The organism is Aquabacterium sp. TM01 (assembly GCF_057808345.1).
Window position 1 is genome coordinate 187,679 of record NZ_AP046529.1, and the last position, 24,391, is coordinate 212,069.

The window sequence follows — 24,391 nt, forward strand, 5'->3', positions numbered from 1 at the left end:
CCTGAGCCAGAATCAGCCGATGGCCCCTGCGCTCCCGGTGCGCCCCGCTGATCCGCTCTCGGCCCCGACCTCGACCATGCCGTCCGGCGACCGCAGCGCCCTGGTGCGCCCGGGCAACCCCCTGCGCTTTCCGCTCGACCACGGCGCCCACCCGGGCACGCGTACCGAGTGGTGGTACCTCACCGGCGCGCTGCAAGGCCGCGCTTCGGCCTCATCACCGGCGCAAACCTACGGCTTCCAGATCACCTTTTTCCGCTCACGGGTAGACGTGGCCGCGCACAGCGCCAGCCGCTTTGCTGCGCGCCAGCTGATCTTTGCGCACGCGGCAGTCACCGACCTGCAGCACGGCGAGCTGCTGCACGACCAGCGCATCGCCCGCGCCGGCTGGGGCCTGGCTGACGCGGCCGAGGGCGACACCCACCTCACGCTGCGCGACTGGCAGCTGCACCGCTCGGGCGAGGTCGACCACAGTGTCTACCGCAGCCGCATCCCGGCACGCGCCTTCCAGCTCGACCTGCGTTTCACGCAGACCCAGCCGGTGCTGCTGCAAGGGCAGGCCGGTTTTTCGCGCAAAGGTCCCGAACCGGGCCAGGCCAGCCATTACTACTCGCAGCCGCATCTGGCGGTGACCGGCAGCCTGCGCCTGCACGGCCAGACGCTGACCGTGCAAGGCCAGGCCTGGCTCGACCACGAGTGGAGCGAGTCGCTGATGCACCCCGAAGCCGTCGGCTGGGACTGGATCGGCATGAACCTGCAAGGCGGCGCCGCGCTCACCGCCTTCCGCCTGCGACGCAGCGACGGCAGCACGCTGTGGAGCGGCGGCAGCTGGCGCGCGCCAGGGCAAGCCGCCCGCATCTTCGGCCACCCCGAGGTGCGCTTCACGCCCGGTCGCACCTGGCTGAGTCCCGCCAGCGGCGCTCGCTACCCCGTCGAGTGGACGGTGGACACGCCCGCCGGCCGCTTCCAGGTGCACGCCCGCCTCGACGCGCAAGAGCTCGACAGCCGAGGCAGCACCGGCAGCACCTACTGGGAAGGCCTGAGCGAGCTACGCAACGCCCAAGGCGCCGTGGTGGGCAGCGGCTACCTGGAGATGACCGGCTATGCCGGCGCCCTGGTGCTGTGAAGCGTCATGGCCCCCTGAGCCGCCGCTACACTGGCGCGCACCATGAACCTGTCCATCGACCTTCTCCCAGCCACGTGTGACGTGCTCATCGTGGGCGCCGGTCCGGCCGGCAGCGCCGCGGCCCTGACCCTGGCCCGCGCCGGCTTGGACGTGGTGCTGATCGACCAGCACACCTTCCCGCGCGACAAAGTCTGTGGCGATGGCCTCATCCCCGATGCGCACCAGGCCCTGCGCGAGCTGGGCGTGCTCGACGAGGTGATGCAGGTGGCCCAGCCCGTCCACCATGTGCGATGCGTGGGCCCGCGTGGCGGTCAACTGGATGTGCCCGGCGAGATGGCCGTGCTGCCGCGCCGCCTGCTCGATGACATCGTCTGTCGCGCCGCCGTCGCGGCCGGCGCCCGCATGCATGCCCCCGTGCGCTTTCAAGCCCCGCTGGAGCGCGACGGTCGCGTGATCGGGGCCCGGGTGCAGCACGGCGACACGCAACGCGAACTCCACGCCAGCTGGGTGCTGCTGGCCAGCGGTGCCGTGCCCCAGGCCCTGCTGGCCGCCGGCATGGCCGAGCGCCAAGCCCCCAGCGGTGTGGGCCTGCGCGGCCACATCCGTCACCCCGGTCTGAGCGACCGCGTCCAGGGCCTGGAAATCGTCTGGCACCGCGCCCTCAGCCCCGGTTACGGCTGGATTTTCCCGTGCGGCGATGGCGTCTTCAACATCGGCGTGGGCCTGACGGACGGCGTCGATGGCCAGCGCGCCAAGGGCAAGCTGAACCTGCGCCAGATCTACCAGCGCTTCACCGAGGTCCACCCCCTGGCCCATGAACTCGTCACCCACGGCACCCCGCTGGGCGAGCTCAAAGGCGCGCCCCTGCGCTTCAGTCTGGAAGGCGCCCGCTTCAGCCGTCCCGGCCTGCTGGTGTGCGGTGAGGCGGCCGGCAGCACCTACTCCTTCACGGGCGAGGGCATCGGCAAGGCGCTGCAAACGGGCATCCTGGCGGCCCGCACCCTGATCGACGCGCGCCAGCAGTCGATGGACGACGCGGCCACCCGCACCCATTACGAAGCCCAGCTGCGTGCCCTGCAACCGCGCTACCAGATGTACCGCAAGGCCAACTGGGTCAACCGCCAGCCCTGGCTGGCCGATCTGGTGATCTGGCGGGCCAAGCGCAGCCCGCGCATTCGCCAGCGCATCGCCGGCCTGCTCAATGAAACCAGCAACCCCGCTCGCCTGCTGACCTTCAAGGGTCTCTACAAGCTGTTCACCGAGTAAACCGACGCCCGTTCACCCCTGCCCGTCCCCGCCCAGGGTCGATACCGACTTGTGTTCAACGACCTTCGGATCTACAACCGCTGTTCAGGCTGCGCTCTTGCGGCCCACGACGGATCAGGAGGCACGATGGACGGCACCCGACCTCACCCCTTGTCGCTGCGCCAACGCCTGCGACAGGTCACCACCCTGGCTTGCGCCCTGATGGCGCTGCTGGGCTTGTGGAACCTGCTGAGCGCCCGACCGATGCACGGCATGCTGGCCTTGGCCGCGTCGCTGTTGCTGGTGCAGGGCAGCATCTGGGGCCGCAGGGCGCGGCACGCGCCCATAAAGCGCCCATAAGCCGGCCGCGAACCGCCCATGAACGGCCCCTGAGGCCGTCGCAATGCCGCGTGGCCCTCAGATCGGCAGGGCCGGCCCTTCGTGGCCGAGCAGCGCAATCGCGCCACTGCCCCGGGTCTCGTACAGGTCCACCCGGTCCACCTGGGGCAGCACCTTGCGCGCCTCGGTCAAGATCCAGTGCGACAGCGACGCTGTGTCGCAATCGTCCAGCCCCGGCAACTCGTGCAGCGGGTGGTGGTCCAGCGCCTTGAAGATCGGGTTGAAGCGGTCCTTCACATCCCCGAAGTCCACCGTCCAGCCCATCACCGTGTCCAGCGGCGCCGACAGGTGCAGGCGCAGCGTGTAGGTGTGGCCGTGGATGTGGCTGAGCGGGTCGTCGCTGGGCGCGTGGCGCAGGAAGAGGGCGCTGTCGAGCGTCATCTCCTTCCAGATGCGGTAGTCCGTGCCATTGAAGTTGGCGCCACACGAGCCGGTCTCGTACACCGTCACCCACGACAACTCCGGCAGCACGTCCTTGAGCCGGTCCCACAACCAGCCCGCGATCACCTCGCTGGTCGGATTGGCCAGGCCCTCGATGACGTTGAGATAGCGCTGGTGCAACTGGTAGTGAAAGGGCGCCCACACCTCGTCGAGGTGGTCGTAGTCGATGCTGATGTCGCGCCCGCCCGCATCCTGGTTGGCGTGCAAGATGACCTCGAAGCCATGGCCATGCAGGCGCCCGCACTTGTGCCCCAGGGGCACGTTGGGCAGCTTGTGCGCCGACTGAAAGCGGTAACGCCGCCAGACATGGGCCTGGTCGTGGCGGTCCAGATCGACACCCTGGTCGGCCGTGCTCTGGATGCCCACCTGCTCCAGCCCCGGCACGTCCAGCCGGTCGCGCAACCAGCGCGCCAGGTTCTCGTCGGTGGGCAGGGGCAGCACCTCGTTGAGCAGGCGGTAGTCCAGCGGCGCGGTGCAGGCCTGCAGGCGCTGGCTCAGCGTGCTCACCTGCGCACCCGGAAACGGCGCCCAGTCGTCCGGCAAGGCCGCGCGAATGCGGGCTACAAAACTGTGGCCATGCAGGCGGTGGCTGGGGTGGTCGTCCGGCAGCACGCCCACCTGGCGGGCCGATTCGAAACCACAGGACGCGGTGTGCAGGGTGGTGAGGCTCATGACCTGTATTGGATCACCATCGTGCCCCTCATTGCGCGCGCGCCTGCAGACCATGCTTGTCCATCAGGCGGTACAGCGTCATGCGCGAGACCCCCAGCTCACGCGCGGCGCGGGTCACATTGTGATCCAGCCGCCCGAGGGTCAGGGTGATGGCCTCCCGCTCGGCCAGCAGACGCGCAGCATCCAGCCCCACCGCCACCGCCTCGCAGGGATCGCCCAGCCCGAGGTCGGCAGGCGAGATCAGCCGCCGCTCGCTCATCACCACGGCACGCTGCACCCGGTTGCCCAGCTCGCGCACATTGCCGGGCCAGGGATGCGCCAGCATGGCCGCGCGGGCCTCGGCGCTGAAGCCGACCACCCGACGGGAGTGCCCCTGTTCCAGGCACTGGTGCAAAAAGTGCTGCGCCAGAATCGGGATGTCGGAGGCACGCTCCCGCAGGCTCGGCACGGCGATGGGCAAGACATTGAGCCGATAGAACAGGTCTTCCCGAAAGCGCCCCGCCGCCACGGCCTGCGACAGGTCCACATGCGAGGCCGCGATCACGCGCACATCCACTGTCACACTGCGCGTCGCGCCCACGCGCTGAATGGTGTGCTCTTGCAAGAAGCGCAGCAAATTGGTCTGCAGCTCCAGGGGCAGATCGGCGACCTCGTCCAGGAAAATGGTGCCCCCGTTGGCCGCCTCGATCAGGCCTTGCCGGGCCGCGTTCGCCCCGGTGAAGGCACCGCGCTCGTGACCGAACAGCTCCGTCTGGATCAAGGTGGGGGCGATCGCCCCGCAGTTGACCGCCACAAAGGGCTGGTCCGACCGCCGCGAACTCTGGTGGATGGCGTGGGCCGTCAGCTCCTTGCCGCAGCCACTCTCGCCGCCAATGAGCACCGGGGCATCGGTGCTCGCCACCTTGCGGATCTGCTGACGCAGGCGGTTCATGGCCGGGCTGTTGCCCGCCATGCCCATGCGCTGAACGTCGCGCTGCAAGGTCGCGGCACACCGGCGCAGCTCCGCCCGGCACAAGGCATGACGCAGCGTGACGCTCAGGGCCGGCCAGTCCACCGGGTGCGTGTGGTGGTCAAACACATGGTCCAGCAACAAATCACACAGGTCGGGCGAGGTCAGCGCGTCCGCCGGCACCAGCCCCACCCACTCCAGCGGCAGATCGTGCAGACACAACTCAACACGGTCGAGCTCCATCGGGGCGAAGTCCCACAGGCACAGGAGCCCGACCAGAATGCGCTCTTGCGCCAGGATGCGCTGCGCCTCGCCCAGATCATCGGCGGGCAAGGCCAGCCAGTCATGGGCGCGCAGCTGCTCGGCGAGCACCGCGACGCTGGCCCCGCGGCTGAGGCACAGAACTTTTTGCAGCGTCATGGGGAACCCTCAAAAGGAACGCGGCATCCTGAAGTTGATGCTGAGGTCCGGGGTGTCACGCGTCAGGCCCGCGCCCACCGAGACGTTGAACGACGTCTTGTCGTTGTAGCGATAGGAATAGCCCATCAGCAGGCTGGCCAGTTGCGTGCGCACCGAGCCGGCCACCGCCTGGCCGTTCTGTTTCGTGCGGCCCACCGAGTTCAGCTCCACACCCAGGCTGAAGGACGCGCGCTCGTTGAGCGCCAGCCCCATGCCGAAGTTCAGCCCGATCACCCCGCCCGGCGCCACCGTGCCGATGAACTCCCGCTCACCGGCCCGCACCAGGCGGTTGATGTTGTTGCGCTTGAAATTGTAGGTGTAGCTCACGCCGCCAAAGAACACCGCCGGGTCGGACGGCATCAACCATGTCAACGAGGGCTGCAAGGAGTAAAAGCCCGATCCGGTGGGCAACTGCAGGGGCAGGCCGGTCCCGCGGTCCGGGCCGTCACAGCGTGTGATGCAGTCCGTCTCCACGTCGAACGGATCCTTGCCCGTGCGGGACTTGAAACGCAAGGCACCAATCAGGTAGGGCCGGGTGTCCGAGCCATCGGTGAGTTGGTAGCGGGCCGCCACCTCAAGGTCACCCAGCGCCTTGCCACGCGCGCCAAACACCTTGTCCGACGCGGCGCCCAGGGCGTACTCCCGGCTGATGGTCGAGTCGCTGCGGTACACATAGGGCACCTTGCCCTCGATCTCGAAGCGACTGGTCAGGCCGTAGCGCGCCGTCAGGGCGCCCGTGAGCGTGTTGCGCTTGATTTCCCGCACGTCGATCAAGCCTATCAACAGCGCCGGGATGATGGTGTAGCCCACCAAGGCCACCCGGTTACTCGACGAGTACGCGTACTGAACGGAGGGCTCCAGCACCAGTTGATTGCGGGGCGTCAGGATGCCGGGTTGCTCGAACAAATTGGCCATGGCCGCCGGCTGAGGCTCGGCGCTGGGGGCCACGCCGACACGAACCGCCCGTGGCTCTCTCTCGGCCGCCGCGCTGGCCTGCGCTGGCGCCACCTCCTGGCCCAACGCACGTTGCAAGGACTGGCGCAAATCCTGCTGGCGCGCCTCTTGCTCGGTCACCGCTTGCTTGAGTCGGCGGATTTCTCGGTCTTGCTCGTCGAGTTGCTGCTGCAGCGCCTGCGGGCTCGCCAGCGCAGGCTCGTTGGAGCCCGTGGCATTTTGTGCATGCGCCGCCAGCATCGGCAGGGCCAGCAGGGCCCCAGCGAGCGCCGTGCACACCCCTGGGTAGGCTTCCTCGTTCATGGCGGACATCCCTGTGTGAAGGTGGTCGTACTGCCATGACCATCGATTAATGCACTGCAGCATAGGCAGGACCCGTTGATGCCCGCAAGCGCAAACATGTAAGTAGACGTAACCGATCGCAGCAAAAATGTCCGAATGTCTCAGTCCTGAGACGGCCTGCTCGCGGGCCGCTCTGAGGTGTGCGCGCCGCGTGCCACCCTGATGGGGGAGGGCGACCGTCACGCCACCGAGACACCTGACAACCCTCACGTCGCGTCGATGTCAGAGGGAGGGCAAGGCACGGCGCGCAGCCCCTTGTCCCGGCCCAGTCACACGGATGTGACAGTGCTGCCAGGCGAAGAGCCCTGCCACCGGCGATGGCGGCGTTGCGCCGTCTGGCTCCTCCGCCTCCGCCCTGAGTGGCTGCGTGTTTCGGACATTTCGTGACGAAGTTGGCACGTTGCATGCAATGGGGCTTCCTGTGGTGCGGTCACGCACCTCACGTGAGGTCTGTTTTCACATCAACGCAGTCAACTTTCGGAGGCTCTATGAAAAAGACACTTCTGGCTTCGGCCATCACCCTGTTGCTGAGCAGCGCTGCCATGGCAGCGAGTGGCCCGATCACCCAAACCAACGGTGAGGGCGACACGGGCACCAACACCAGCACGGTGAACGACAGCAGCACGGCCACCAAGAACGTCACGAGCAAGTCCAACAACACGGACAGCAGCACGAACACCAAGACCGTGACCGAGGACTCGGGCAACACCAAAACCGTGACGAGCAAGTCAAACAACACCGACAACAGCACGTACACGAAGACGGAGGACTCTGGCAACACCAAGACCATCACGAGCAAGTCCAACAACACGGACAACAGCGTCTCGACCAAGACCGAGGACTCGGGCAACACCAAGACCATCACGAGCAAGTCCAACAACACCAGCACCAAGACGTTCACCAAAACGGACACCCGGACCGACAGCAGCACCAACAAGCATTCCGGTGCGGCCAAGGCCATCGGTGATCGCTCGGCCGCCCTCAACAACGGCTCGACCGGCACGTTTGACAACGCCTTCAACGTGACCACCATCACCGCCCACAGCTCCCTCAAGGGCGTGGTGACGGGCAACAGCGCCTACGGCTTGGGCAACAGCGCGACCAACAGCGGATCGGCGGCGGGCGGCAACGCCAAGGGCGGCGCCGCGGGCGACGGTGGCAACGCCGCAGCCATGGGCAAGGGCATCGGTGGCAAGGGCACGGGCGGTGACGGCGCCAAGGGCGGCAGCGGTGGCTTTGCCAAGAACGGCGAGATCGACAACGGTGGCGCCAAGAATGGCGCTGTGGACGGTGGCAAGGGCGGCAGCGGCTTTGGCGGCAAGGCCAGCAGCAGCGATACCGGTGGCTACGCCAAGGCCCACACTGGCAGCGGCGGCGACACCGGCAGTGCCAATGCCAAGAGCAAGGCACCCAACGACAACGGTACCGCCACGTCCTATGGTGGCAACACAGGGGCCGGTGGCGCGGGTGGCGCCAGTGGCACCCAAACCGCGACGGGCCCGGCCAGCAGCCACACCGGCGGTGCCGGCAGCGGTGGCGCGGGCGGGACCGCAAGCAACGGCAATGCCACCTCGACCGGCGGCAGCAACGGCAACAACACCGGCGGTGCCGGTGGGGCCGGCGGCAACGGCTCGGGCGGCGTGGCCGGTGCGGGCAATGGCGGCACCAACACGGCCAGCGCGGGCGCTGGCGGCAGCGGCACCGGCGGCACGGGTGGCGCAGGTGGCTCGAACTCGGTCAACGCCGGCACCTTCAGCCTGGCCAACACCATGACCAGCGTGGGTCAATCGGCCGCCGGCATCATGATCGCCAGCCAGAACAGCGGACTGTCGTCCCTGATCCAGCAGAGCGTGAATGTGCAGGCCAACCTGGGCGTCGGTCGCGGGCAATAAGCCTGTGACCTCGGCATCGACCCCACCGGGTCGATGCCGACTGCACGTCTCCACCACACAAGATGGGAGTAACGATGAAGCCGATCGATACCCGCAGGCTGACGCGTCTGGCCTTGCTCGTCGCATTGCTGCCTGCACACGCACTGGCTCAAACCGAGAGCCTGCCCACCCCGACGACGGGGACCACGCGCAGCGCGTTCGCCCAACCCGTGGCCACGCAAGCCCTGGCCGGCATGCGCGGCGGCAGCGAGTGGGTGAGCAGCAACATCAAGCTGCTCGGCACCACCGCTGGCAACACCGCCGACCATGTGATCACCGGCAACAATGCCATCAGCGCGGGCGCGCTGGCCAACATGAGCGGCATCCCGCTCGTGATCCAGAACACCGGGGCCAACGTGCTCATTCAGAACGCGGTGATCCTGCAACTGCAAATGAACTGAGCGGAGTTCGCCATGCGCACGTTGTTGATCCCGCTGTCACTGGCCCTGATGCTGGGCAGTCCTGCCTGGGGCCAGGCACCTCGGGCCTATCTGCCCTCACTGGGCCAAGGCGACGTGAACCTGCCCTTGGTCAGCCTCCGGCAAGCCAAGATGGCCGGCACGTTGCGACAGCAGTACGACTTCAGTTGCGGCTCGGCGGCGCTGGCCACCTTGCTGACACACCACTATGACCACCCCGTCACCGAGACCGAGGTGTTCATGCAGATGTACGAGGTCGGCGACCAGGCCCAGATCCAGCGCGAGGGCTTTTCGCTGCTCGACATGAAGCGCTTCTTGCAATCGCGCGGCTTCGTGGCCGACGGCTTCGAGTTGCCGCTGGACAAGCTGCTGGAGGCCCGCACGCCGGCCATCGTGCTGATCAACGAGAACGGCTACATGCACTTTGTCGTGGTCAAGGGCCTGCGGGGCGAGCGCGTCCTGATCGGTGATCCGGCCAACGGCACACGCAGCCTGTCGCGTGAGGCCTTCGAGGCGCATTGGCCCAACCGCTTGCTGTTCGTCATCCACAGCCACATGAACATCGCCCGGTTCAACCAGAGCTCCGACTGGGCTGCGGTCCCGACCGCCCCGTTGACAGCCGGCATCAGCCGGGAGGGGCTGATGGGCATCACGCTGCCCAAGCACGGCCCGGGAGATTTCTGATGCAGACGCCCCTTCGCGCGCTCCTATTCAGCCTCGTCGGCCTGTGGGCCTGCGGCGTCAGCCAGGCACAGGAGACCTCGCCCCCGCCGGCCGACCCTCGCCCCATCTGGTGGGCCGTGGGTGATCAGAAGCTGTCGCAGCTGCGCGGTGGCTTTGACCTGGGCTCCGGACTCTTCGTCTCCTTTGGCATCAGCCGGGCCGTCTACATCAACAACCAGCTGGTCACCACCACCTCATTTCAGACCAGCGGTCTGGACAAGTTGACCCAGGTGCGGTTTGCCGAACTGGCCCAGCAACTGAGCGCCCTGCAGCAGGTGGTGCAAAACGGCCCAGGCAACACCGTGGACGCCAGCGTCCTGACCGTCCCGCTGGCCACCTACATTCAGAACACCCTGAGCAACCAGACCATCCGCACAGAGACCGTGATCCAGGCCACCACCAACGGTGCCGCCTTGATGCGGCTCATGAACCTGCAGTCCACGATCAATGATGCCGTGAACCAGGCGATCGGTGGGGCGCGTTAAGCAAACGGGCAGCGACCTGCCGCCGCCGGGTCAGACTCGGCGGCGGCAGGTGTGGCATGAGGCGCTTTGCTCTCCGCCCGCTGCAGGTGCACCGGCTTGAGCTGCTCGATGCGGTAGCGGTTGCCGGGGTAGCTGCGGTTGGGCGTGTCGGCCAGGCGCAGCGGGTAGGCACCCAGGCGGGTGCCACGGCGCAGCCAGCCATGCGCGCGCAAGCCCCCGCGCACCAGCGCAACGAACCAGCGCGGCGGCTTGCGGACGCCCACCGCGGCCAGGAACAGCGCGTCATCGTCGAACAGGCTGTAGACCACCGGCGCCACCAGGCCCTTGAGCGGCCAGGGCAGCCAGGCTTGCCCCACCCGTAGCGTGTCGCGCGCCACCTGGGCACTGGCCTCGCACGGCTTGAAATGACGCTGCTTGTAGCCCTCGATGAAGGCATCGAACGCGGCCTTGGTCGGAGGGATGTCGCTCAGGCCCATGCGCCGTCCGATCTCCACCCAGAAGTTGAAGCCGGCCTCGCGCTCGTGCGCGGTCATGGGCCGGCGTGCGTAGACCTTGCTCCAGCGCAGCGGAAACTCGATGAAAGTCCACAGCACGAAGAGGTAGTCGTCGTTGGGAATGCGGTAGTGCGCGTGGGTGCGGTTGATGCGGTCAAGCGCCTGCGCGCCCGCCTCGCTGTCCCAGCCCGCTTCCAGAAAATGCCCGATCAGCAGACGGGTGTCGTCGTAGCGCTTTTGGCCATGCTCGCGGAACTCGCCCGTGCGGTTCAGCAGGGTGGAGACCGAGTCGCTGCCATAGGTGTAGAACAGCGCCAGCTCCAGCGCGCGCTGCATGTCCCAGGCCATATCGTACTGGCCCATCAGGCGCACGATGCGCTGGCAATCCTCACGCGCATCCAGCGCGGCGATGGTGCGGGCCACCTCGGAGTTGGGGAACAGGCCCCAGCGCTTGCGGAACGGTTCAGACATGGCGGCAACTCCCTGGATCTTCGTGTGCATCGCAGTGTCGCCGCTGCGGGTGCCGCCGCCCTGTTCGGCCCGCCACCACCGGAATGTCCCGGGGAGCAAAAGACGCCAAACCTCACACGAGGGAATACCCTGATCTGCAGGTCAAGCACCCGCTCCCTGCGACGCAGCCGGAGCGGCGCGCAGGCATACTCTCGCCCTCCCTCACGCCCCTCAGGCGCGGCCCGCTCGGCGGCGACCGCCAACAACCCTGGGACAGGCAGGGGTATCCACCCCGTCCCACGAATCGTTGCGGCGGCGCAAAATCCAACCCTCCCGACGTAATACAGTCGAGGCCGTCCTGTGCCGCCGCGTTCCGTCCGCGCCCGCACACTGCGGCCCGTTCAACCCCTCTCATTTGCTTGTCATGACCCACACCACCGATCTCGCGCTCCCACCTCAAGAGGCCTCCATCGACGTCCTGCTGGAGAAGTACGCCGAGCCCGGTGAGACCTCGGTCGACGACGTGCGTCGCCGCGTGGCCCAGGGCCTGTCGACCATCGAAAAGACCCCTGCAGCCCAGCAGCAATGGGCCGAGACCTTCTACACCGCCCAGCGTGACCTGGGCGTGGTGATGGGCGGGCGCATCAACGCCGCCGCCGGCCTGGCCGACACCGCCGCCACCCTGATCAACTGCTTCGTGCAGCCCGTGGGCGACGCCATGATTGGCGCCGACGGCCAGATCGGCATCATGGACGCCGCCTCGCAGGCGGCCGAGACCATGCGCCGTGGGGGTGGCGTGGGCTACAACTTCAGCGCCATCCGTCCCAAGGGTGGTTGGGTCAAGAAGACCAACTCGCGCGCCTCCGGCCCGGTCAGCTTCATGAAGGTGTTCGACCAGGTCTGTCAAACGGTCGAATCGGCCGGCGCACGCCGTGGCGCCCAGATGGGCGTGCTCAACGTCTCGCATCCGGACATCGAAGACTTCATCGTTGCCAAGCGCACACCCGGCACCCTGAACAACTTCAACGTGTCGGTGGGCATCGTCGCGGGCTTCATGGAGGCCCTGGCGGCCGACGGCGACTGGGAGCTGGTGCACGCCGCCCAGCCCCACCCCGAAGTGCCCGACACCTACCAGCGCGAAGACGGCCTGTGGGTCTACAAGGTGGTCAAGGCCCGCCACCTGTGGGACACCATCATGAAGTCGACCTACGACTTCGCCGAACCCGGCGTGCTCTTCCTCAACCGCATCAACGAGGAAAACAACCTCGGCTACTGCGAAACCATTGAGGCCACCAACCCCTGCGGCGAGCAGGCCCTGCCCGCCTACGGCTGCTGCGACCTGGGTTCGATCAACCTGGTCAGCCACGTGCGCAACGCCTTCGAGCCGAACGCCAGCTTTGACTTCGCCTCCTTCGAGCAAGGCATTGCCGTGGCCGTGCGCATGCTCGACAACGTGCTGGACGCCACCGTGTGGCCGCTCAAGGAGCAGGGCACCGAATCGGCCGCCAAGCGCCGCATCGGCCTGGGCTTCCTGGGCCTGGGCGACGCCCTGGTGATGATGGGCCTGCGCTACGACAGCCCCGAAGGCCGCGAGATGGCCGCCAAGATTTCGGCCACGCTGCGCGACGCCTCGTACGCCGCCTCGGTGGAGCTGGCCAAGGAGCGCGGCCCCTTCCCGCTGTTCAACGCCGAGCAGTACCTGAACACCGGTGCGTTTGCCAAGCGCCTGCCCGAGAAGCTGCGCAAGGATATCCGCAAGCACGGCCTGCGCAACTCGCACCTGCTGTCGATCGCGCCCACCGGCACCATCACCCTGGCCTTTGCCGACAACGCCACCAACGGCATCGAACCCGCCTTCTCGTGGACCTACAACCGCAAGAAGCGCATGCCCGACGGCGGCCACCGCATCTACGCCGTGGAAGACCACGCCTACCGCGTCTACCTGAGCCGTGGCGGTGACCCCAAGAGCCTGCCCGAGGCCTTCGTGTCGGCGCAGGACATGAGCGCCATCGCCCACGTGGAAATGGTGGCGGCCGTGGCCCCCTTCATCGACGCGGCCATCTCCAAGACCATCAACGTCCCGGCCGACTACCCCTTCGCCGACTTTGCCGACCTGTACCTGCAGGCCTACCGCATGGGCTTGAAGGGCATCACCACCTACCGCCCCAACGCCACGCTGGGCGCCGTGCTGTCGGTGGACACGCCCGCAGCGGCCCCGGCCGCCAGCACCGCCCCGAGTGGCACCGGCCGCAACGACGACGATCCGCTGCGCAAGCAGTTCGACTCGCGTCCGATGGGCGACTTGGAGGGCATCACCTCCAAGGTCGAGTACATGACCTTTGAAGGCAAGCAGGCCGTCTACGTCACCGTCAACTTCCTGCGCGTGCAGGGCACGATCGACGGCCAGGACGTCACCATCGAGCGCCCGATCGAGTTCTTCATCCCCGGCGGCCAGACCTCGGACGGCCAGCAGTGGATCACGTCGAGCATGCGCCTGCTGTCGATGGTGGGCCAGTCCGGTGGCTCGGTCGCCAAGGCCGTCGCCTCAATGCGCAAGGTGGTATGGGACAAGGGCCCCGTGCGCTTCGGCATGATCGAGCGCGCCGACGGCACCGTGGCACCGCGCTTCCACGACTCCGACGTGGCCGCCATTGGCTTTGCGCTGCAGCAGATCCTGGCCAAGCGCGGCTTCCTGGACGCCGAAGGCAACCAGGTCCCGGCCCTGCAACTGGCCTCCCGCCTGGCACGCCGCGACGAAGAGCTGGGCCACCACCTGCAGCCCACCGATTACAGCATCACCGCGTCGAGCGGCAGCCACGGCCACACCGTGCCCAACTCGGGCAAGAAGTGCCCCGAGTGCGGCGCCCATGAGATGCACAAGGTGGACGGCTGCATGAAGTGCGCCAACTGCGGCGCCATAGGCAGCTGCGGCTAAACCCCCGTCGGCACCACCCGGTGCCCGACGCCCCCTTCGCGCCCCCTGGAACCCAGCGTTCCAGGGGGCGCGGCGCTTTGGCATCGACCGGCCTCACGGGAACACGCCCAACCCAGGGTTAGCGATAGGGAAAGTGGCGTCATTTCACGACAGTTTGGGCCAACCCACCTTTTAGGATCACCAATTTGGTGCGCGAAAGCCGTGCAATGGCCGCCGTTTTGGCGGTGCGATGTGGGCACCCTGATCCTGGAAAGAGACCTATGAATTTTCGAGATATGAAAATCGCCACCCGGCTGGCTTTGGCATTTGGCTTTCTGGTGGTGATGATGGGCTTGGTGGGGGCTCTCAACGTGCACAAGGCCCGCGCGATGGAACACTCGCTGCGCGACACCATCGACCGGCGCATGCAGATCCTGCGCGACCTGGGCGAGTTGCGTGACGCGCACAACTTCCAGGCCCAGAGCCTGCGCAACGCCTTGATGAACACCTGGCCGGACGCACTCAAGGATCAGATCGATCTGATCAACGCGTCCCGCCAGTCGGTCACCGAGGTGCAGGCCCGTCTGGCGCAGCAGATCCAGTCGGACGCGGCCCGGCCGGTGTTCGAGCAGGCCCTCCAGAGCTACCGCCCTTACAGCCATGAGGTGAGCCGCGTGCTCCACGCCCTGGGCCAGGAGGACCTCAAGGCCGACGCCGAGATGATGCTGGACACCGAGGTGCGCCCCCCGCAGGAGGTGTACTTCCAGCACCTTCAGGCCCTGACGCGCATCGAGGGCGAAGAAGCCGATGCCGCCTCACAGGCCTTGATCGCCACCACGCAGAGCATCGTCTGGACCGCACTGGCCGCCGTGTCGCTGGTCGTGGTCGCCGCAGTGCTGATGGCCATCGGCATCATCCGCTCGATCACCCGCCCACTGCATCAGGCGGTGGACGTGGCGCGCGCCGTGGCCGCCGGCAACCTGAACGTGCGCATCGACGCCCAGGGGCGCAACGAAACGGCCCAGCTGCTGCGCGCCTTGCGCGACATGCAAGATGGCCTGCTGCGGGTCGTGAACGCCGTGCGCCAGGGCTCCGACACGCTGCTCAACTCCAGCGCCGAAATCGCCCGGGGCAATCAGGACCTGAGTGCCCGCACCGAAAACCAGGCCAGTGCTTTGCAGGAGACCGCCGCCTCGATGGACGCGCTGGGTCTGACCGTGAGCCAGAACGCTCAGCATGCCCACGCCGCCAACGAGCTGGCGCAGAGCGCTTCGCAGATCGCACAGCAGGGCGGCGAGGTGGTGGCCGAAGTGGTGACCACGATGCGCGGCATCAGCGATGCCAGCACCCGCATTGCCGAGATCATTTCGGTGATCGACGGGATCGCCTTCCAGACCAACATCCTCGCCCTCAATGCCGCTGTGGAGGCCGCACGAGCCGGTGAGCAGGGCCGCGGCTTTGCCGTGGTGGCGGGGGAGGTACGGCACCTGGCCCATCGCAGCGCCGAAGCTGCCCGGGAGATCAAGGGGCTGATCCAGGACAGCGTGACGCGCGTGCAAAGCGGCTCCGCCCTGGTCGACCGCGCGGGCGCCACGATGCAGGAGGTGGTGACCAGCATTGCACACGTGACCCACATCGTGGCCGAGATCACGGCGGCCAGCAGCGCGCAGCGCGACAGCGTTTCTCAGGTCGGCGAAACGGTGGCCCACATGGACCAGTCCACCCAGCAGAACGCTGCCTTGGTGGAAGAGATGGCGGCGGCGGCCCTGGGCCTGAACACACAGGCGCAGGAGCTGGTGCGTGCGGTGGCGGCCTTCAGGGTCAACGATGCTGGACACCCCGATCGCACGAGCACCGCGGTCACCGAGACCGTCACAGGCTGGGGCAGCCTCCCCCGTACCGCAGTGCACCTGGCATGACGGCCTGAACGCCCCCCCGGCTCAGCGCCAGGCCTGCGCCACCCGCGCGTGGGTGGGGTGACGGTCCAGCCAGCCCACCAGGGCCACACAGCCCAGGGCCGACAGCGCCGTGCCGATGCCAAAGGTCCAGACATAGCCCAGCGCGTCGCCCACCACCCCACCGGCGATGCCGCCCAGGCTGCCCACCCCCACGACCACGCTGGCCAGCAAGGTGAAGTCCGTGCCCGCATGGGCGGGGTCGGACGCGTCCATCATCAGCGCGAACAGCGCCACGGTCGCCATCGTGCCCACCACGCCTTCGGCCACCGTCGCCCACCACAGCAGCGGCATGCCGCCCCAGCCCAACGCGGCGGCGATGTAGAGCCCGAAGGTCAGCGCCTGGCCCAGGCCGGTGCACAGCATGGCCGTGCGGCGGTTCACCCGCACCATCAAGGCTCCGCCCAGCAGCGCCCCCGCCAGGCTGGCGCCCGAGCCCACCGCGCCCTTCATCAGCGCAATGGTCTCCTTGCCCACACCCTGGTCACTCACAAACGGGGTGATCAGGCTGCTGACCATCTGATCGCCAAAGCGAAAGCAGAACACCAGCGCGGCAAAGGTCAACATCCCGGGGGCCAAGGCCCGGTGCCACCAGCCCAGCGCCAACTGCTTGGCCGGGAGAGGCCGCGCGGCGGCAAGGGTGGCGCCGGGCTCGGGCACGCGGGCCGGTTCGCGCATGCGCCACACCGGCCAGGTGCTGAGCGCCAGCAGCGCCGCCATCAGGACAAACACCGTGCGGCCATCGCTGCGGGCCCACAGCCATAGCAGGCCGCCGCCGCCCAAGATCATGCCCAGGCGGTACGCCCCCACCTGGATCGCATTGGCCAGCCCCCGTTCGCGCGCCACCAGCAGGCGCACGGCGAGGCCATCGGTGACGACGTCCTGGGTGGCGGCCAGCAGGTTGAACACCAGTACGGCCCACAGCAGCCCCTGGCTCGTGGCATCCAGGTTGAGCGCAGCGAGCGCCAGGGCCGCCACCACCGAACACCCTTGCAGCCCCAGCAACCAGGTGCGCCGTGCGCCCCGGTGGTCGACCCACGGCGCCCACAGGAACTTCAACAACCAGGGCAGGGCCAGCAACTGCAGCAGGCCGATGGCGGTGAGCGACCAGCCCGCCTCACGCATCAACACAGGCAAGGCCAGTGTGAAGAAACCGAAGGGCAGGCCCTGGGCGGCATACAGGCTGGTCAACAGGGCAAGGGGGTGGCGTGACATGGGTCCGACAGGAAATGCGCAGACCCGCATGTTGGCAGATTCGCCACCATGCAACGCCTTCAGGAAAGCGCCACGATTTCTCGTTTCACACCCCGCCGGGACTTGTGCAAGCCCCGGCGGCGGTGGCAAGCTGTGGCTGACGCGTCGTTGTGTGATGCGTGTGCAGGAGGTGCCATGCTGCGTCCTTCGAAACTCTCCCGCTGTGGCTGGGCCCTGTGCCTGCTGGCTGGCCTGAGCAGTGCCCGTGCCGCCTGGATGCCCGATGAGCCGGACACCGTCGCGCACCTCTCCTCGCTCACCGCCTCCCAACCGCCCGTGCTGGGCGCTTTTTTGCGGGCCGAGCGCCCCTGCAGCAGCGCCACCCTGGGCGAGGCGGTGCAGCTCATCTATGAACAGGACGCGCCCGAGCAGGCTCAGGCCTTGGCGCAGCAGTGCCTGCGCGAAGCCCACCACCAGGACCACGCCGTCAAGCGCCTGATCGCCGTGCGCATCCAGGCCCTGCTGGCCATGCGCTTTCGCGACCTGGACACCCTGCATCAGGCCGGACAGGCCCTGATCCACCAACGCGTGCTGCCCGAATATGTGCCCGACGGCCACATGTGCCTGGCCTTCACCTGCCTGGCCCAGGGCGACACGCAATGTGCCCGCCAACACCTCACCGAGGCACGTGCACAGTTCACCGCCCTGCGGATTGCCCACGCGCTCGACCAGCTCGTGCCGCTGGAGCAGGCCTTGCTCCACATGGAGTCGCAAGACCCTGCGCCCTGACCCTGTGCGCCCACAGGCTTCGACCCGGCCATGTCCCTCCTGACGATGGGGTGAAACAGCCCCCTATGGTGCCTCTTGACCCGAGCCGTTAGGGTTCGGTTTGCTTGCGTCAGATGGTTGTCGGCAGCGCCAGCGGCGTGATCGTGTTGCGCCTGCGCTGACCTTCGGCCTGCACCCGAACTGCCCCTCACCCCCACGCCCATCATGACCACCCTTCATATCAACGGCCGTGCGCAGCAGGTTGACCTGCCCGACGAAACCCCCTTGCTGTGGGCCCTGCGCGATGAACTGGGCCACACCGGCACCAAGTTCGGCTGCGGCATGGCACTGTGCGGCTCCTGCACCGTGCACGTCGATGGCCAAGCCACCCGGTCCTGCACCCTGCCCATCGGCACGGCCAAGAACCACAAAATCACCACCATCGAAGGCATGGAGAACGACCGCGTCGGCCGCGTCGTGCAAGCCGCCTGGACCGAACTGGGCGTGGCGCAATGCGGCTACTGCCAGGCCGGCCAGATCATGTCGGCGGTGGCCTTGCTGAAACAAAACACCCGCCCCACCGACAAGCAGATCGACACCGCCATGAACGGCAACATCTGCCGCTGCGGCACCTACCCCCGCATCCGCGCCGCCATCCAGCTGGCCGCCCGCCGCCTGCAAGGAGCCGCATGATGAACGAGACCTTGCACACCACCCGCCGCACCTTCCTGCAAGGCAGCCTGTCGGGCCTGCTGCTGTCGGTCGGCTTCAACGGCTTGGTTCGTGCCGAAGACGCCCGCAAGTACGGCGCCGACTCGATGCCTGGCGGCACCGTGGACAACCCCCACGTCTTCCTCTCGATCGAGCCCGATGGCCGCACCACGATCATCGCCCACCGGGTGGAGATGGGCACCGGCGTGCGCACCAGCCTGCCCATGGTGATCGCCGATGAGCTGGAGGCCGACTGGGCCCGCGTCGCCGTCGTGCAGGCCGATGCCAACGAGGCCCGCTACGGCAACCAGAACGTCGATGGCTCGCGCAGCGTGCGCCACTTCCTGCTCCCGATGCGCCGCGCCGGTGCCGCCGCCCGCCAGTTGCTCGAAGCCGCTGCGGCCGCGCGCTGGGGCGTGCCCGCCAGCGAAGTGCAGGCCCGCCAACACACCCTGCTGCACACGCCTACCGGCCGCCGCCTGGGCTTCGGCGAGGTGGCTGCCGAGGCCGCGCGCCTGCCTCTGCCCGCCCCTGAGCAACTCAAGCTGAAAGACCCGTCCCAGTTCCGCTACATCGGCCAGGGCAAGGTGCGCGCGGTGGACAGCGAGGCCATCGCCCGCGGCCAGGCGCAGTACGGCATGGACATGCGCCTGCCCGGCATGGTCTATGCCGTGGTCGCCCGCCCCCCGGTGCTCGGCGGCAAGCTGCGCAGCGTCGACAGCACGGAAGCCCTGAAGGTGGCCGGCGTGCTGCGCGTGATCGAGCTGCCCGGCTTCACCGGCGCACCGGTGTTCAAGCCCCTGGGCGGCGTGGCCGTGGTCGCCACCAACACCTGGGCCGCCATGCAGGGCCGCAAAGCCTTGAAGCTCACATGGGACGATGGCCCTCACGCCACCTACAACTCGGCCACTTACCGCGCCGAGCTGGAAGCCGCCGCGCGCCGCCCCGCCAAAGTCTTGCGCGATCAGGGCGACGTGATGCAGACCTTGGCCCAGGCGCCCGCCGGCAACAAGATCAGCGCCGAGTACTACCTGCCGCATCTGGCCCACGCCACGATGGAGCCGCCGGTGGCCACCGCCCTGGTCAAGGACGGTGGCTGCGAGATCTGGACCTCGGTGCAGAACCCGCAGGCCGCGCTCGACGGTGTCGCCGCCCAACTGGGCCTCAAGCCCGAGGCCGTGCAGGTCCACCCGCTGCTGATCGGCGGCGGCTTTGGCCGCAAGTCCAAGCCCGACTACGTGACCGAAGCCGCCATGGTCGCCCAGAAGATGCCGGGCACGCCCGTCAAGCTCGTCTGGACCCGCGAGGACGACCTGCAGCACGACTACCTGCACACAGTGTCGGTCGAGCGCCTGGAAGCCGTGGTCAACACGCAAGGGCGCCCCACCACCTGGCTGCACCGCACCGCCGCGCCGTCCATCCTGTCGCTGTTCGTGGAAGGCGGCAAGGGCCAGATGGACCTGGAAGCGGGCATGACTGCCATCAACGTGCCCTACGACATCCCCAACCTGCGGCTGGAAGGCGCCGAGGTCGAAGCCCACGCCCGCATCGGCTGGTTCCGCTCGGTCTCCAACATCCCCCACGCTTTCGCGGTGCAATGCTTCGTGGCCGAACTGGCGCACAAGGCCGGGCGCGATCACAAGCAGTACCTGCTCGACCTCATCGGCGCGCCGCGCAAGCTGGACCCGCGCACGCTGGCGGACAACTGGAACTACAGCGAATCGCCCGAGCGTTACCCGATCGACACCGGCCGCATGCGTGACGTGATCGAGGCCGCCGCCAAGGGCGCGCGTTGGGGCCGCAAGCTGCCCAAGGGCCACGGCCTGGGCCTGGCAGTGGCCTACAGCTTCATGAGCTACACGGCCACGGTGGTCGAGGTGGCGGTGGACGCCCAGGGCGAGCTGAAGGTGGTGGCCGTGGACATGGCCATCGACTGCGGGCCGCAGATCAACCCTGAGCGCATCCGCGCCCAGATGGAAGGCGGCGCGGTGATGGGCCTGAGCCTGGCGCTGAGTGGCGAGATCAGCTTCGACCAGGGCCGCGTGGTGCAGAGCAACTTCTTTGACTTCACGGTGCTGCGCCACGCCGAAAGCCCGCGCACCATCCGCACCCACCTGGTCAACAACAACCACGAAGTGCCGCCCGGTGGCGTGGGTGAGCCGCCGGTGCCTCCGGTGGCGCCCGCGCTGTTCAACGCCATCTTCGCGGCCACCGGCAAGCGCATCCGGCAACTGCCGCTGCGCGACCAGCTGCTGGCATGAGTCCGACGCCCGCGTGGGGCGCCGTGATCCTGGCGGCGGGCGAGGGCCAGCGCATGGGCGGCCGGCCCAAGGGCGCCTTGCGCCTCGATGGCATGCCGGTCTTGCGCCGCAAAGTGATGGCTTTGCAGGCCTGTGGGGTGGGCCACATCGTGGTCGTGCTGGGCCGCCATGCCGCGGCGCTGGCCCCGCTGGTGAGCGACCTGGCGGTACAGACCGTGCAGTTGCCACCCAGCACGTCAGACCTGAGCGCGTCCCAGCGCGCCGGGCTGGCCCAACTGCCACCCACCGTGGACACGGCCATGCTGTTGCTGGCCGACCAGGTTCTGCTGGGCGAGGCCGACCTGCGCGAGATCCAGGCGGCCTGGACTGGCCGGGATCCGGCGGTGCACAGCCTCTACCCTGTGGTGGCGGGTCAGCGCGGCCATCCCGTGCTGCTGTCAGGCAACGCCGTGGCGGCGGTGTGTGCACAGGCTGAAGGGCAGGGCGTGCGCCAATGGCAGCAACAAGCGAAGCCTGCAGCGGTGCAGGCCTGGACCTGCGGCAACCCACACTTCGTCACCGACGTCGACACGCCGGAGGATGTGCATCGTCTGGATGCGGCGCTGGGCGGCGGGCGGCTGGCTTGGCCCGAAGACGGCGACGAGATGCCCGCTCAAAGCGGCTCGTCGCTGTCGGGCATGGGGTAAGAATCGGCCTTGTAATTCGGCCCCTTCATCAGCATGACGATGACGCAGCCGATGGCCACCGTCAGCACCAGCGTCCAGTGCAGGATCACCAGGCCGATCATCACGAACTCGAACCGCATGATGGCCGGGTCGCGGGCCCCATCGGGCTGCGCCGGCGAGAAGTACCAGGTGGCGCCCGCCAACACCAAAGGCACCACGGTGCCCACCAGCCAGATCAGCGGCAACTTCTTCCAGATGCGCCATTCCAGGCCCGCGGGTGAGCGGATGGAATGCGGGTCTTTTTTCAGCCAGGCCATGGAAAGATTGGGCCACACAGCGCCCCGCCCGTCTTGAATTGTTCAAAAAACTGTCACGTCATTTTCACGACACCCCCATACCTTCCGACGGTTTGTTCCACTTTGTGATCACCGTCGTGAAAAAAACCGCCTCCGCCCTCGCTGCCAGCCTCGCGTTGTCCTCCCTTTTGGTCGCCTGTGGTGGCGGCGGAAATGACGCACCGTCTGCCCTCCGCCCTGCCGCCTCCGTCAGCGACAACACCCAGTTCTTCAACCGCGTGGCCACTTTTGCCGTGTGCGAACAAATCGGCTCTTCCTGCGAAGACCGTGTCGCGACCGCCGCTGAGATCGTGGCCGCCAGCACCGACGGCATGACGCTGATCTACACCAACAGCCCGAAGGACGAGGTGGGCTTTGTGGACATCACCGACCCCGAAGCCCCTCAGGCCCTGGGTGCGCTGGCCATGGGTGGTGAGCCCACCTCCATCACCGTGCAGGGCAACTACGCCTTGGTTGCGGTCAACACCTCGCCCAGCTTCACCGCCCCGGACGGCAAGCTGGTGGTGGTGGACATCGCGACCCGCAAGGTCGTGCACGAAATCGCGTTGGGTGGTCAACCCGACTCCATCGCCATCAGCAAGGATGGCAAGTTCGTGGCCGTCGTGATCGAGAACGAACGGGACGAAACGGCGGGGACCGGTCGCCCGGCCCAGCTGCCCGGCGGCAAGCTGACGATCATCGACTCGGTCGGCGCCCCCAGTACCTGGAAGACCCGAGCCGTGGCCCTCACCAACCTGGCCATGCTGTACCCGACGGACCCCGAGCCCGAATACGTCTCCATCAACGACAACAACGTCGCGGTGGTCACCCTGCAGGAGAACAACCACGTCGTGCAAGTGGACCTGGCCACCGGCAAGGTCACCCGCGACTTCACGGCGGGCAAAGTTTCGCTGACGCAGCTCGACCTGACTTCCGTTAAAAGCGGACCGACCGAAGTCAGCCTGACGGAAAGCCTCACCGATCGCCTGCGCGAGCCGGACGGTGTCACCTGGGTGTCGACCAGCCAATTTGTCACCGCCAACGAAGGCGACATGGACGGGGGCAGCCGTGGCTTCACCCTGTTCAACACCGACGGCAGCGTCGCATATGACGCGGGCAACACGATGGAGCACCTGATGGCGCGCATCGGCCACACCAACGACAAGCGCTCCAACAAGAAGGGCAACGAGCCCGAGAACGTCGCCACCGGCCGATTTGGCAGCACCGACTACCTCTTCGTGGCCTCCGAGCGCTCCAGCGTGCTCGCCGTGTACGACCTGAGCAAGGCCAATGCCCCAGCCTTCAAACAGGTGCTGCCCTCGGCCCAGGCGCCCGAAGGCGTGCTGACCATCCCCTCGCGCAACCTGGTGATCACGGCCAGTGAAGAAACCAACCCCGTCGCAGGCGGCCCGGCGGTGTTCGCCGCCCTCAACATCTACCAATACCAGAAGGCCGCCCCCAAGTACCCGAGCATCGAATCGGTCAACCGCGCCGATGGCACGCCGATCCCCTGGTCGGCCCTGTCCGGTCTGGCCGCAGCGCCCACGGGCTCGCTCGTCTACGCGATCGACGACTCCTTCTTCAAGGGCAACCGCATCTTCGAGATCGACACCAGCTTCAAGCCCGCCAAGCTGCAGCGCGAAATCCGCATCACCGACCCGAACGGTCTGATTGCCAAACTGGCCGACGTGTTGCCTGACACCGCCAGCGGCACCACCTTTGATGACGCCGACCTGGCCGCCCTGGTCAACGCTGACAAGAGCGTCAACATCGACCCCGAGGGCATCGCCGTCGCCTCGGCTGGCGGCTTCTGGATCGCATCGGAAGGGGCCGGCGGTGTCGCGGCCAACAACGTCAAGAGCGCCAACCTGATCTTCAAGGTCTCGGCCACCGGCGTCATCGAAGACATCATTCAGTTGCCTGCCGACGTGAACGCCAAGCAGACCAACAATGGCTATGAAGGCATTGCCGAGTCCGAAGGCAAGCTGGTGGTGGCCTTCCAGCGTGCCTGGACGGGCGACACCCATCCGCGCATTGGCGTGTACGACCTGACGGCCAAGACTTGGTCCTTCCTGTTCTATCCGCTGGACCTGCCCACCTCGCCCAACGGCGGCTGGGTCGGCTTGTCAGAGATCGTCGCACTGGGCAACAACCGCTTCGCGGTGATCGAGCGTGACAACCAGGCCGGCCCCGACGCCACCGTCAAGAAGATCTACCGCATCGACCTGACCGGCAAGGTCGATGGCAGCACCCTGACCAAGACCCTGGTGCGTGATGTTCTGCCTGACCTGCGCGCCACCAAGGGCCATGTGCTGGAGAAAATCGAGGGCCTGACCCGCCTGGCCAACGGCGACGTCTACCTGGTCAACGACAACGACGGCGTAGACCTGGGCAGCGGTGAAACCCAGCTGATCAACCTGGGCAAGATCCTGAACTGATCGGCACCCAGCATTCGCCGCTGACAACCGCCCGGCTCACCACCGGGCGGTTTTTCATGGCCGA

20 protein-coding genes are annotated in these 24,391 nt (G+C 67.5%); 14 read left to right on the forward strand and 6 right to left on the reverse strand.

The window, feature by feature from the left end; translation table 11 throughout:
• The first annotated feature begins 76 nt into the window (after positions 1 to 76).
• From AC3WW4_RS01050 to AC3WW4_RS01060, 3 genes are all read left to right on the forward strand, one after another.
• Positions 77 to 1,123, forward strand: coding sequence for a lipocalin-like domain-containing protein (locus tag AC3WW4_RS01050; protein ID WP_488829670.1), 1,047 nt, complete (start codon positions 77 to 79; stop codon positions 1,121 to 1,123).
• A gap of 42 nt (positions 1,124 to 1,165) precedes the next feature.
• A complete protein-coding gene (locus AC3WW4_RS01055) occupies positions 1,166 to 2,389 on the forward strand; it encodes an NAD(P)/FAD-dependent oxidoreductase (RefSeq protein WP_488826506.1) in 1,224 nt (407 codons plus the stop codon).
• Between the two features lie 126 nt (positions 2,390 to 2,515).
• Positions 2,516 to 2,728, forward strand: a complete 213-nt coding sequence (locus AC3WW4_RS01060) for a hypothetical protein (RefSeq protein WP_488826508.1) — start codon at positions 2,516 to 2,518, stop codon at positions 2,726 to 2,728.
• 57 nt (positions 2,729 to 2,785) lie between these two features.
• On the opposite strand, the gene AC3WW4_RS01065 is transcribed toward AC3WW4_RS01060, so the two are convergent.
• The 3 genes from AC3WW4_RS01065 to AC3WW4_RS01075 are packed head-to-tail and all read right to left on the reverse strand — an operon-like array spanning position 2,786 to position 6,545.
• Positions 2,786 to 3,880 (reverse strand): 6-pyruvoyl trahydropterin synthase family protein, encoded by a 1,095-nt coding sequence (locus AC3WW4_RS01065; protein ID WP_488826510.1) that lies wholly within the window; start codon positions 3,878 to 3,880, stop codon positions 2,786 to 2,788.
• 28 nt (positions 3,881 to 3,908) lie between these two features.
• Entirely contained in the window at positions 3,909 to 5,249 is a 1,341-nt protein-coding gene (locus AC3WW4_RS01070; RefSeq protein WP_488826512.1) for a sigma-54 dependent transcriptional regulator, read from the reverse strand.
• 9 nt (positions 5,250 to 5,258) lie between these two features.
• Positions 5,259 to 6,545, reverse strand: a complete 1,287-nt coding sequence (locus AC3WW4_RS01075) for an acetate kinase (RefSeq protein WP_488826514.1) — start codon at positions 6,543 to 6,545, stop codon at positions 5,259 to 5,261.
• 527 nt (positions 6,546 to 7,072) lie between these two features.
• Between AC3WW4_RS01075 and AC3WW4_RS01080 the strand changes: the two genes are divergently transcribed.
• The 4 genes from AC3WW4_RS01080 (at position 7,073) to AC3WW4_RS01095 (ending at position 10,142) form a co-directional block, all read left to right on the forward strand.
• On the forward strand, positions 7,073 to 8,476 hold the full coding sequence (locus tag AC3WW4_RS01080) for a hypothetical protein (RefSeq protein ID WP_488826515.1): 1,404 nt from the start codon (positions 7,073 to 7,075) through the stop codon (positions 8,474 to 8,476).
• A gap of 74 nt (positions 8,477 to 8,550) precedes the next feature.
• The gene (locus AC3WW4_RS01085; RefSeq protein WP_488826517.1) at positions 8,551 to 8,916 is read left to right on the forward strand and encodes a hypothetical protein; all 366 of its coding nucleotides are present in this window, start codon (positions 8,551 to 8,553) and stop codon (positions 8,914 to 8,916) included.
• Positions 8,917 to 8,928: 12 nt separating this feature from the next.
• Positions 8,929 to 9,618 carry a C39 family peptidase gene (locus AC3WW4_RS01090; RefSeq protein WP_488826519.1) on the forward strand — a complete coding sequence of 230 codons (690 nt, stop codon included), beginning with the start codon at positions 8,929 to 8,931 and terminating at the stop codon, positions 9,616 to 9,618.
• Positions 9,618 to 10,142, forward strand: a complete 525-nt coding sequence (locus tag AC3WW4_RS01095; protein WP_488826521.1) for a hypothetical protein — start codon at positions 9,618 to 9,620, stop codon at positions 10,140 to 10,142. The genes AC3WW4_RS01090 and AC3WW4_RS01095 overlap by 1 nt, the downstream gene beginning before the upstream one ends.
• Here AC3WW4_RS01095 and AC3WW4_RS01100 read toward each other — a convergent pair.
• The gene (locus AC3WW4_RS01100) at positions 10,139 to 11,107 is read right to left on the reverse strand and encodes an oxygenase MpaB family protein (RefSeq protein ID WP_488826522.1); all 969 of its coding nucleotides are present in this window, start codon (positions 11,105 to 11,107) and stop codon (positions 10,139 to 10,141) included. The two genes, AC3WW4_RS01095 and AC3WW4_RS01100, sit on opposite strands and share 4 nt — an antisense overlap.
• Positions 11,108 to 11,510: 403 nt before the next feature.
• On the opposite strand from AC3WW4_RS01100, the gene AC3WW4_RS01105 reads away from it, so the two are divergent.
• Together AC3WW4_RS01105 and AC3WW4_RS01110 are read left to right on the forward strand one after the other, a co-directional pair.
• Entirely contained in the window at positions 11,511 to 14,021 is a 2,511-nt protein-coding gene (locus AC3WW4_RS01105) for an adenosylcobalamin-dependent ribonucleoside-diphosphate reductase (protein WP_488826524.1), read from the forward strand.
• Between the two features lie 275 nt (positions 14,022 to 14,296).
• Entirely contained in the window at positions 14,297 to 15,919 is a 1,623-nt protein-coding gene (locus AC3WW4_RS01110) for a methyl-accepting chemotaxis protein (protein WP_488826526.1), read from the forward strand.
• Positions 15,920 to 15,940: 21 nt separating this feature from the next.
• Here AC3WW4_RS01110 and AC3WW4_RS01115 read toward each other — a convergent pair whose 3' ends face one another.
• Positions 15,941 to 17,170 (reverse strand): MFS transporter, encoded by a 1,230-nt coding sequence (locus AC3WW4_RS01115; protein ID WP_488826527.1) that lies wholly within the window; start codon positions 17,168 to 17,170, stop codon positions 15,941 to 15,943.
• A 174-nt stretch (positions 17,171 to 17,344) separates the two neighbouring features.
• Here AC3WW4_RS01115 and AC3WW4_RS01120 point away from each other — a divergent pair, with 174 nt between their 5' ends.
• The 4 genes from AC3WW4_RS01120 to AC3WW4_RS01135 all read left to right on the forward strand — a co-directional run bounded on the left by AC3WW4_RS01120 (position 17,345) and on the right by AC3WW4_RS01135 (position 21,575).
• Positions 17,345 to 17,938, forward strand: a complete 594-nt coding sequence (locus AC3WW4_RS01120) for a hypothetical protein (protein ID WP_488826529.1) — start codon at positions 17,345 to 17,347, stop codon at positions 17,936 to 17,938.
• Between the two features lie 204 nt (positions 17,939 to 18,142).
• Positions 18,143 to 18,610 carry a (2Fe-2S)-binding protein gene (locus tag AC3WW4_RS01125; protein ID WP_488826531.1) on the forward strand — a complete coding sequence of 156 codons (468 nt, stop codon included), beginning with the start codon at positions 18,143 to 18,145 and terminating at the stop codon, positions 18,608 to 18,610.
• Positions 18,610 to 20,889, forward strand: coding sequence for a xanthine dehydrogenase family protein molybdopterin-binding subunit (locus AC3WW4_RS01130; protein ID WP_488829671.1), 2,280 nt, complete (start codon positions 18,610 to 18,612; stop codon positions 20,887 to 20,889). The genes AC3WW4_RS01125 and AC3WW4_RS01130 overlap by 1 nt, the downstream gene beginning before the upstream one ends.
• On the forward strand, positions 20,886 to 21,575 hold the full coding sequence (locus AC3WW4_RS01135; protein WP_488826533.1) for a nucleotidyltransferase family protein: 690 nt from the start codon (positions 20,886 to 20,888) through the stop codon (positions 21,573 to 21,575). Before AC3WW4_RS01130 ends, AC3WW4_RS01135 begins: the two co-directional genes overlap by 4 nt.
• On the opposite strand, the gene AC3WW4_RS01140 is transcribed toward AC3WW4_RS01135, so the two are convergent.
• The gene (locus AC3WW4_RS01140) at positions 21,542 to 21,871 is read right to left on the reverse strand and encodes a hypothetical protein (RefSeq protein WP_488826535.1); all 330 of its coding nucleotides are present in this window, start codon (positions 21,869 to 21,871) and stop codon (positions 21,542 to 21,544) included. The two genes, AC3WW4_RS01135 and AC3WW4_RS01140, sit on opposite strands and share 34 nt — an antisense overlap.
• 116 nt (positions 21,872 to 21,987) lie before the next feature.
• Between AC3WW4_RS01140 and AC3WW4_RS01145 the strand changes: the two genes are divergently transcribed.
• Positions 21,988 to 24,327, forward strand: coding sequence for an esterase-like activity of phytase family protein (locus AC3WW4_RS01145; RefSeq protein WP_488826537.1), 2,340 nt, complete (start codon positions 21,988 to 21,990; stop codon positions 24,325 to 24,327).
• Positions 24,328 to 24,391: the final 64 nt, after the last annotated feature.

Excerpts from the sequence above, each read along its gene's own strand:
- AC3WW4_RS01050 (WP_488829670.1), top strand. The coding sequence starts at position 77 with ATGCCGTCCGGCGACCGCAGCGCCCTGGTGCGCCCGGGCAACCCCCTG.
- AC3WW4_RS01055 (WP_488826506.1), top strand. The coding sequence starts at position 1,166 with ATGAACCTGTCCATCGACCTTCTCCCAGCCACGTGTGACGTGCTCATC.
- AC3WW4_RS01060 (WP_488826508.1), top strand. The coding sequence starts at position 2,516 with ATGGACGGCACCCGACCTCACCCCTTGTCGCTGCGCCAACGCCTGCGA.
- AC3WW4_RS01065 (WP_488826510.1), bottom strand. The coding sequence starts at position 3,880 with ATGAGCCTCACCACCCTGCACACCGCGTCCTGTGGTTTCGAATCGGCC.
- AC3WW4_RS01070 (WP_488826512.1), bottom strand. The coding sequence starts at position 5,249 with ATGACGCTGCAAAAAGTTCTGTGCCTCAGCCGCGGGGCCAGCGTCGCG.
- AC3WW4_RS01075 (WP_488826514.1), bottom strand. The coding sequence starts at position 6,545 with ATGAACGAGGAAGCCTACCCAGGGGTGTGCACGGCGCTCGCTGGGGCC.
- AC3WW4_RS01080 (WP_488826515.1), top strand. The coding sequence starts at position 7,073 with ATGAAAAAGACACTTCTGGCTTCGGCCATCACCCTGTTGCTGAGCAGC.
- AC3WW4_RS01085 (WP_488826517.1), top strand. The coding sequence starts at position 8,551 with ATGAAGCCGATCGATACCCGCAGGCTGACGCGTCTGGCCTTGCTCGTC.
- AC3WW4_RS01090 (WP_488826519.1), top strand. The coding sequence starts at position 8,929 with ATGCGCACGTTGTTGATCCCGCTGTCACTGGCCCTGATGCTGGGCAGT.
- AC3WW4_RS01095 (WP_488826521.1), top strand. The coding sequence starts at position 9,618 with ATGCAGACGCCCCTTCGCGCGCTCCTATTCAGCCTCGTCGGCCTGTGG.
- AC3WW4_RS01100 (WP_488826522.1), bottom strand. The coding sequence starts at position 11,107 with ATGTCTGAACCGTTCCGCAAGCGCTGGGGCCTGTTCCCCAACTCCGAG.
- AC3WW4_RS01105 (WP_488826524.1), top strand. The coding sequence starts at position 11,511 with ATGACCCACACCACCGATCTCGCGCTCCCACCTCAAGAGGCCTCCATC.
- AC3WW4_RS01110 (WP_488826526.1), top strand. The coding sequence starts at position 14,297 with ATGAAAATCGCCACCCGGCTGGCTTTGGCATTTGGCTTTCTGGTGGTG.
- AC3WW4_RS01115 (WP_488826527.1), bottom strand. The coding sequence starts at position 17,170 with ATGTCACGCCACCCCCTTGCCCTGTTGACCAGCCTGTATGCCGCCCAG.
- AC3WW4_RS01120 (WP_488826529.1), top strand. The coding sequence starts at position 17,345 with ATGCTGCGTCCTTCGAAACTCTCCCGCTGTGGCTGGGCCCTGTGCCTG.
- AC3WW4_RS01125 (WP_488826531.1), top strand. The coding sequence starts at position 18,143 with ATGACCACCCTTCATATCAACGGCCGTGCGCAGCAGGTTGACCTGCCC.
- AC3WW4_RS01130 (WP_488829671.1), top strand. The coding sequence starts at position 18,610 with ATGAACGAGACCTTGCACACCACCCGCCGCACCTTCCTGCAAGGCAGC.
- AC3WW4_RS01135 (WP_488826533.1), top strand. The coding sequence starts at position 20,886 with ATGAGTCCGACGCCCGCGTGGGGCGCCGTGATCCTGGCGGCGGGCGAG.
- AC3WW4_RS01140 (WP_488826535.1), bottom strand. The coding sequence starts at position 21,871 with ATGGCCTGGCTGAAAAAAGACCCGCATTCCATCCGCTCACCCGCGGGC.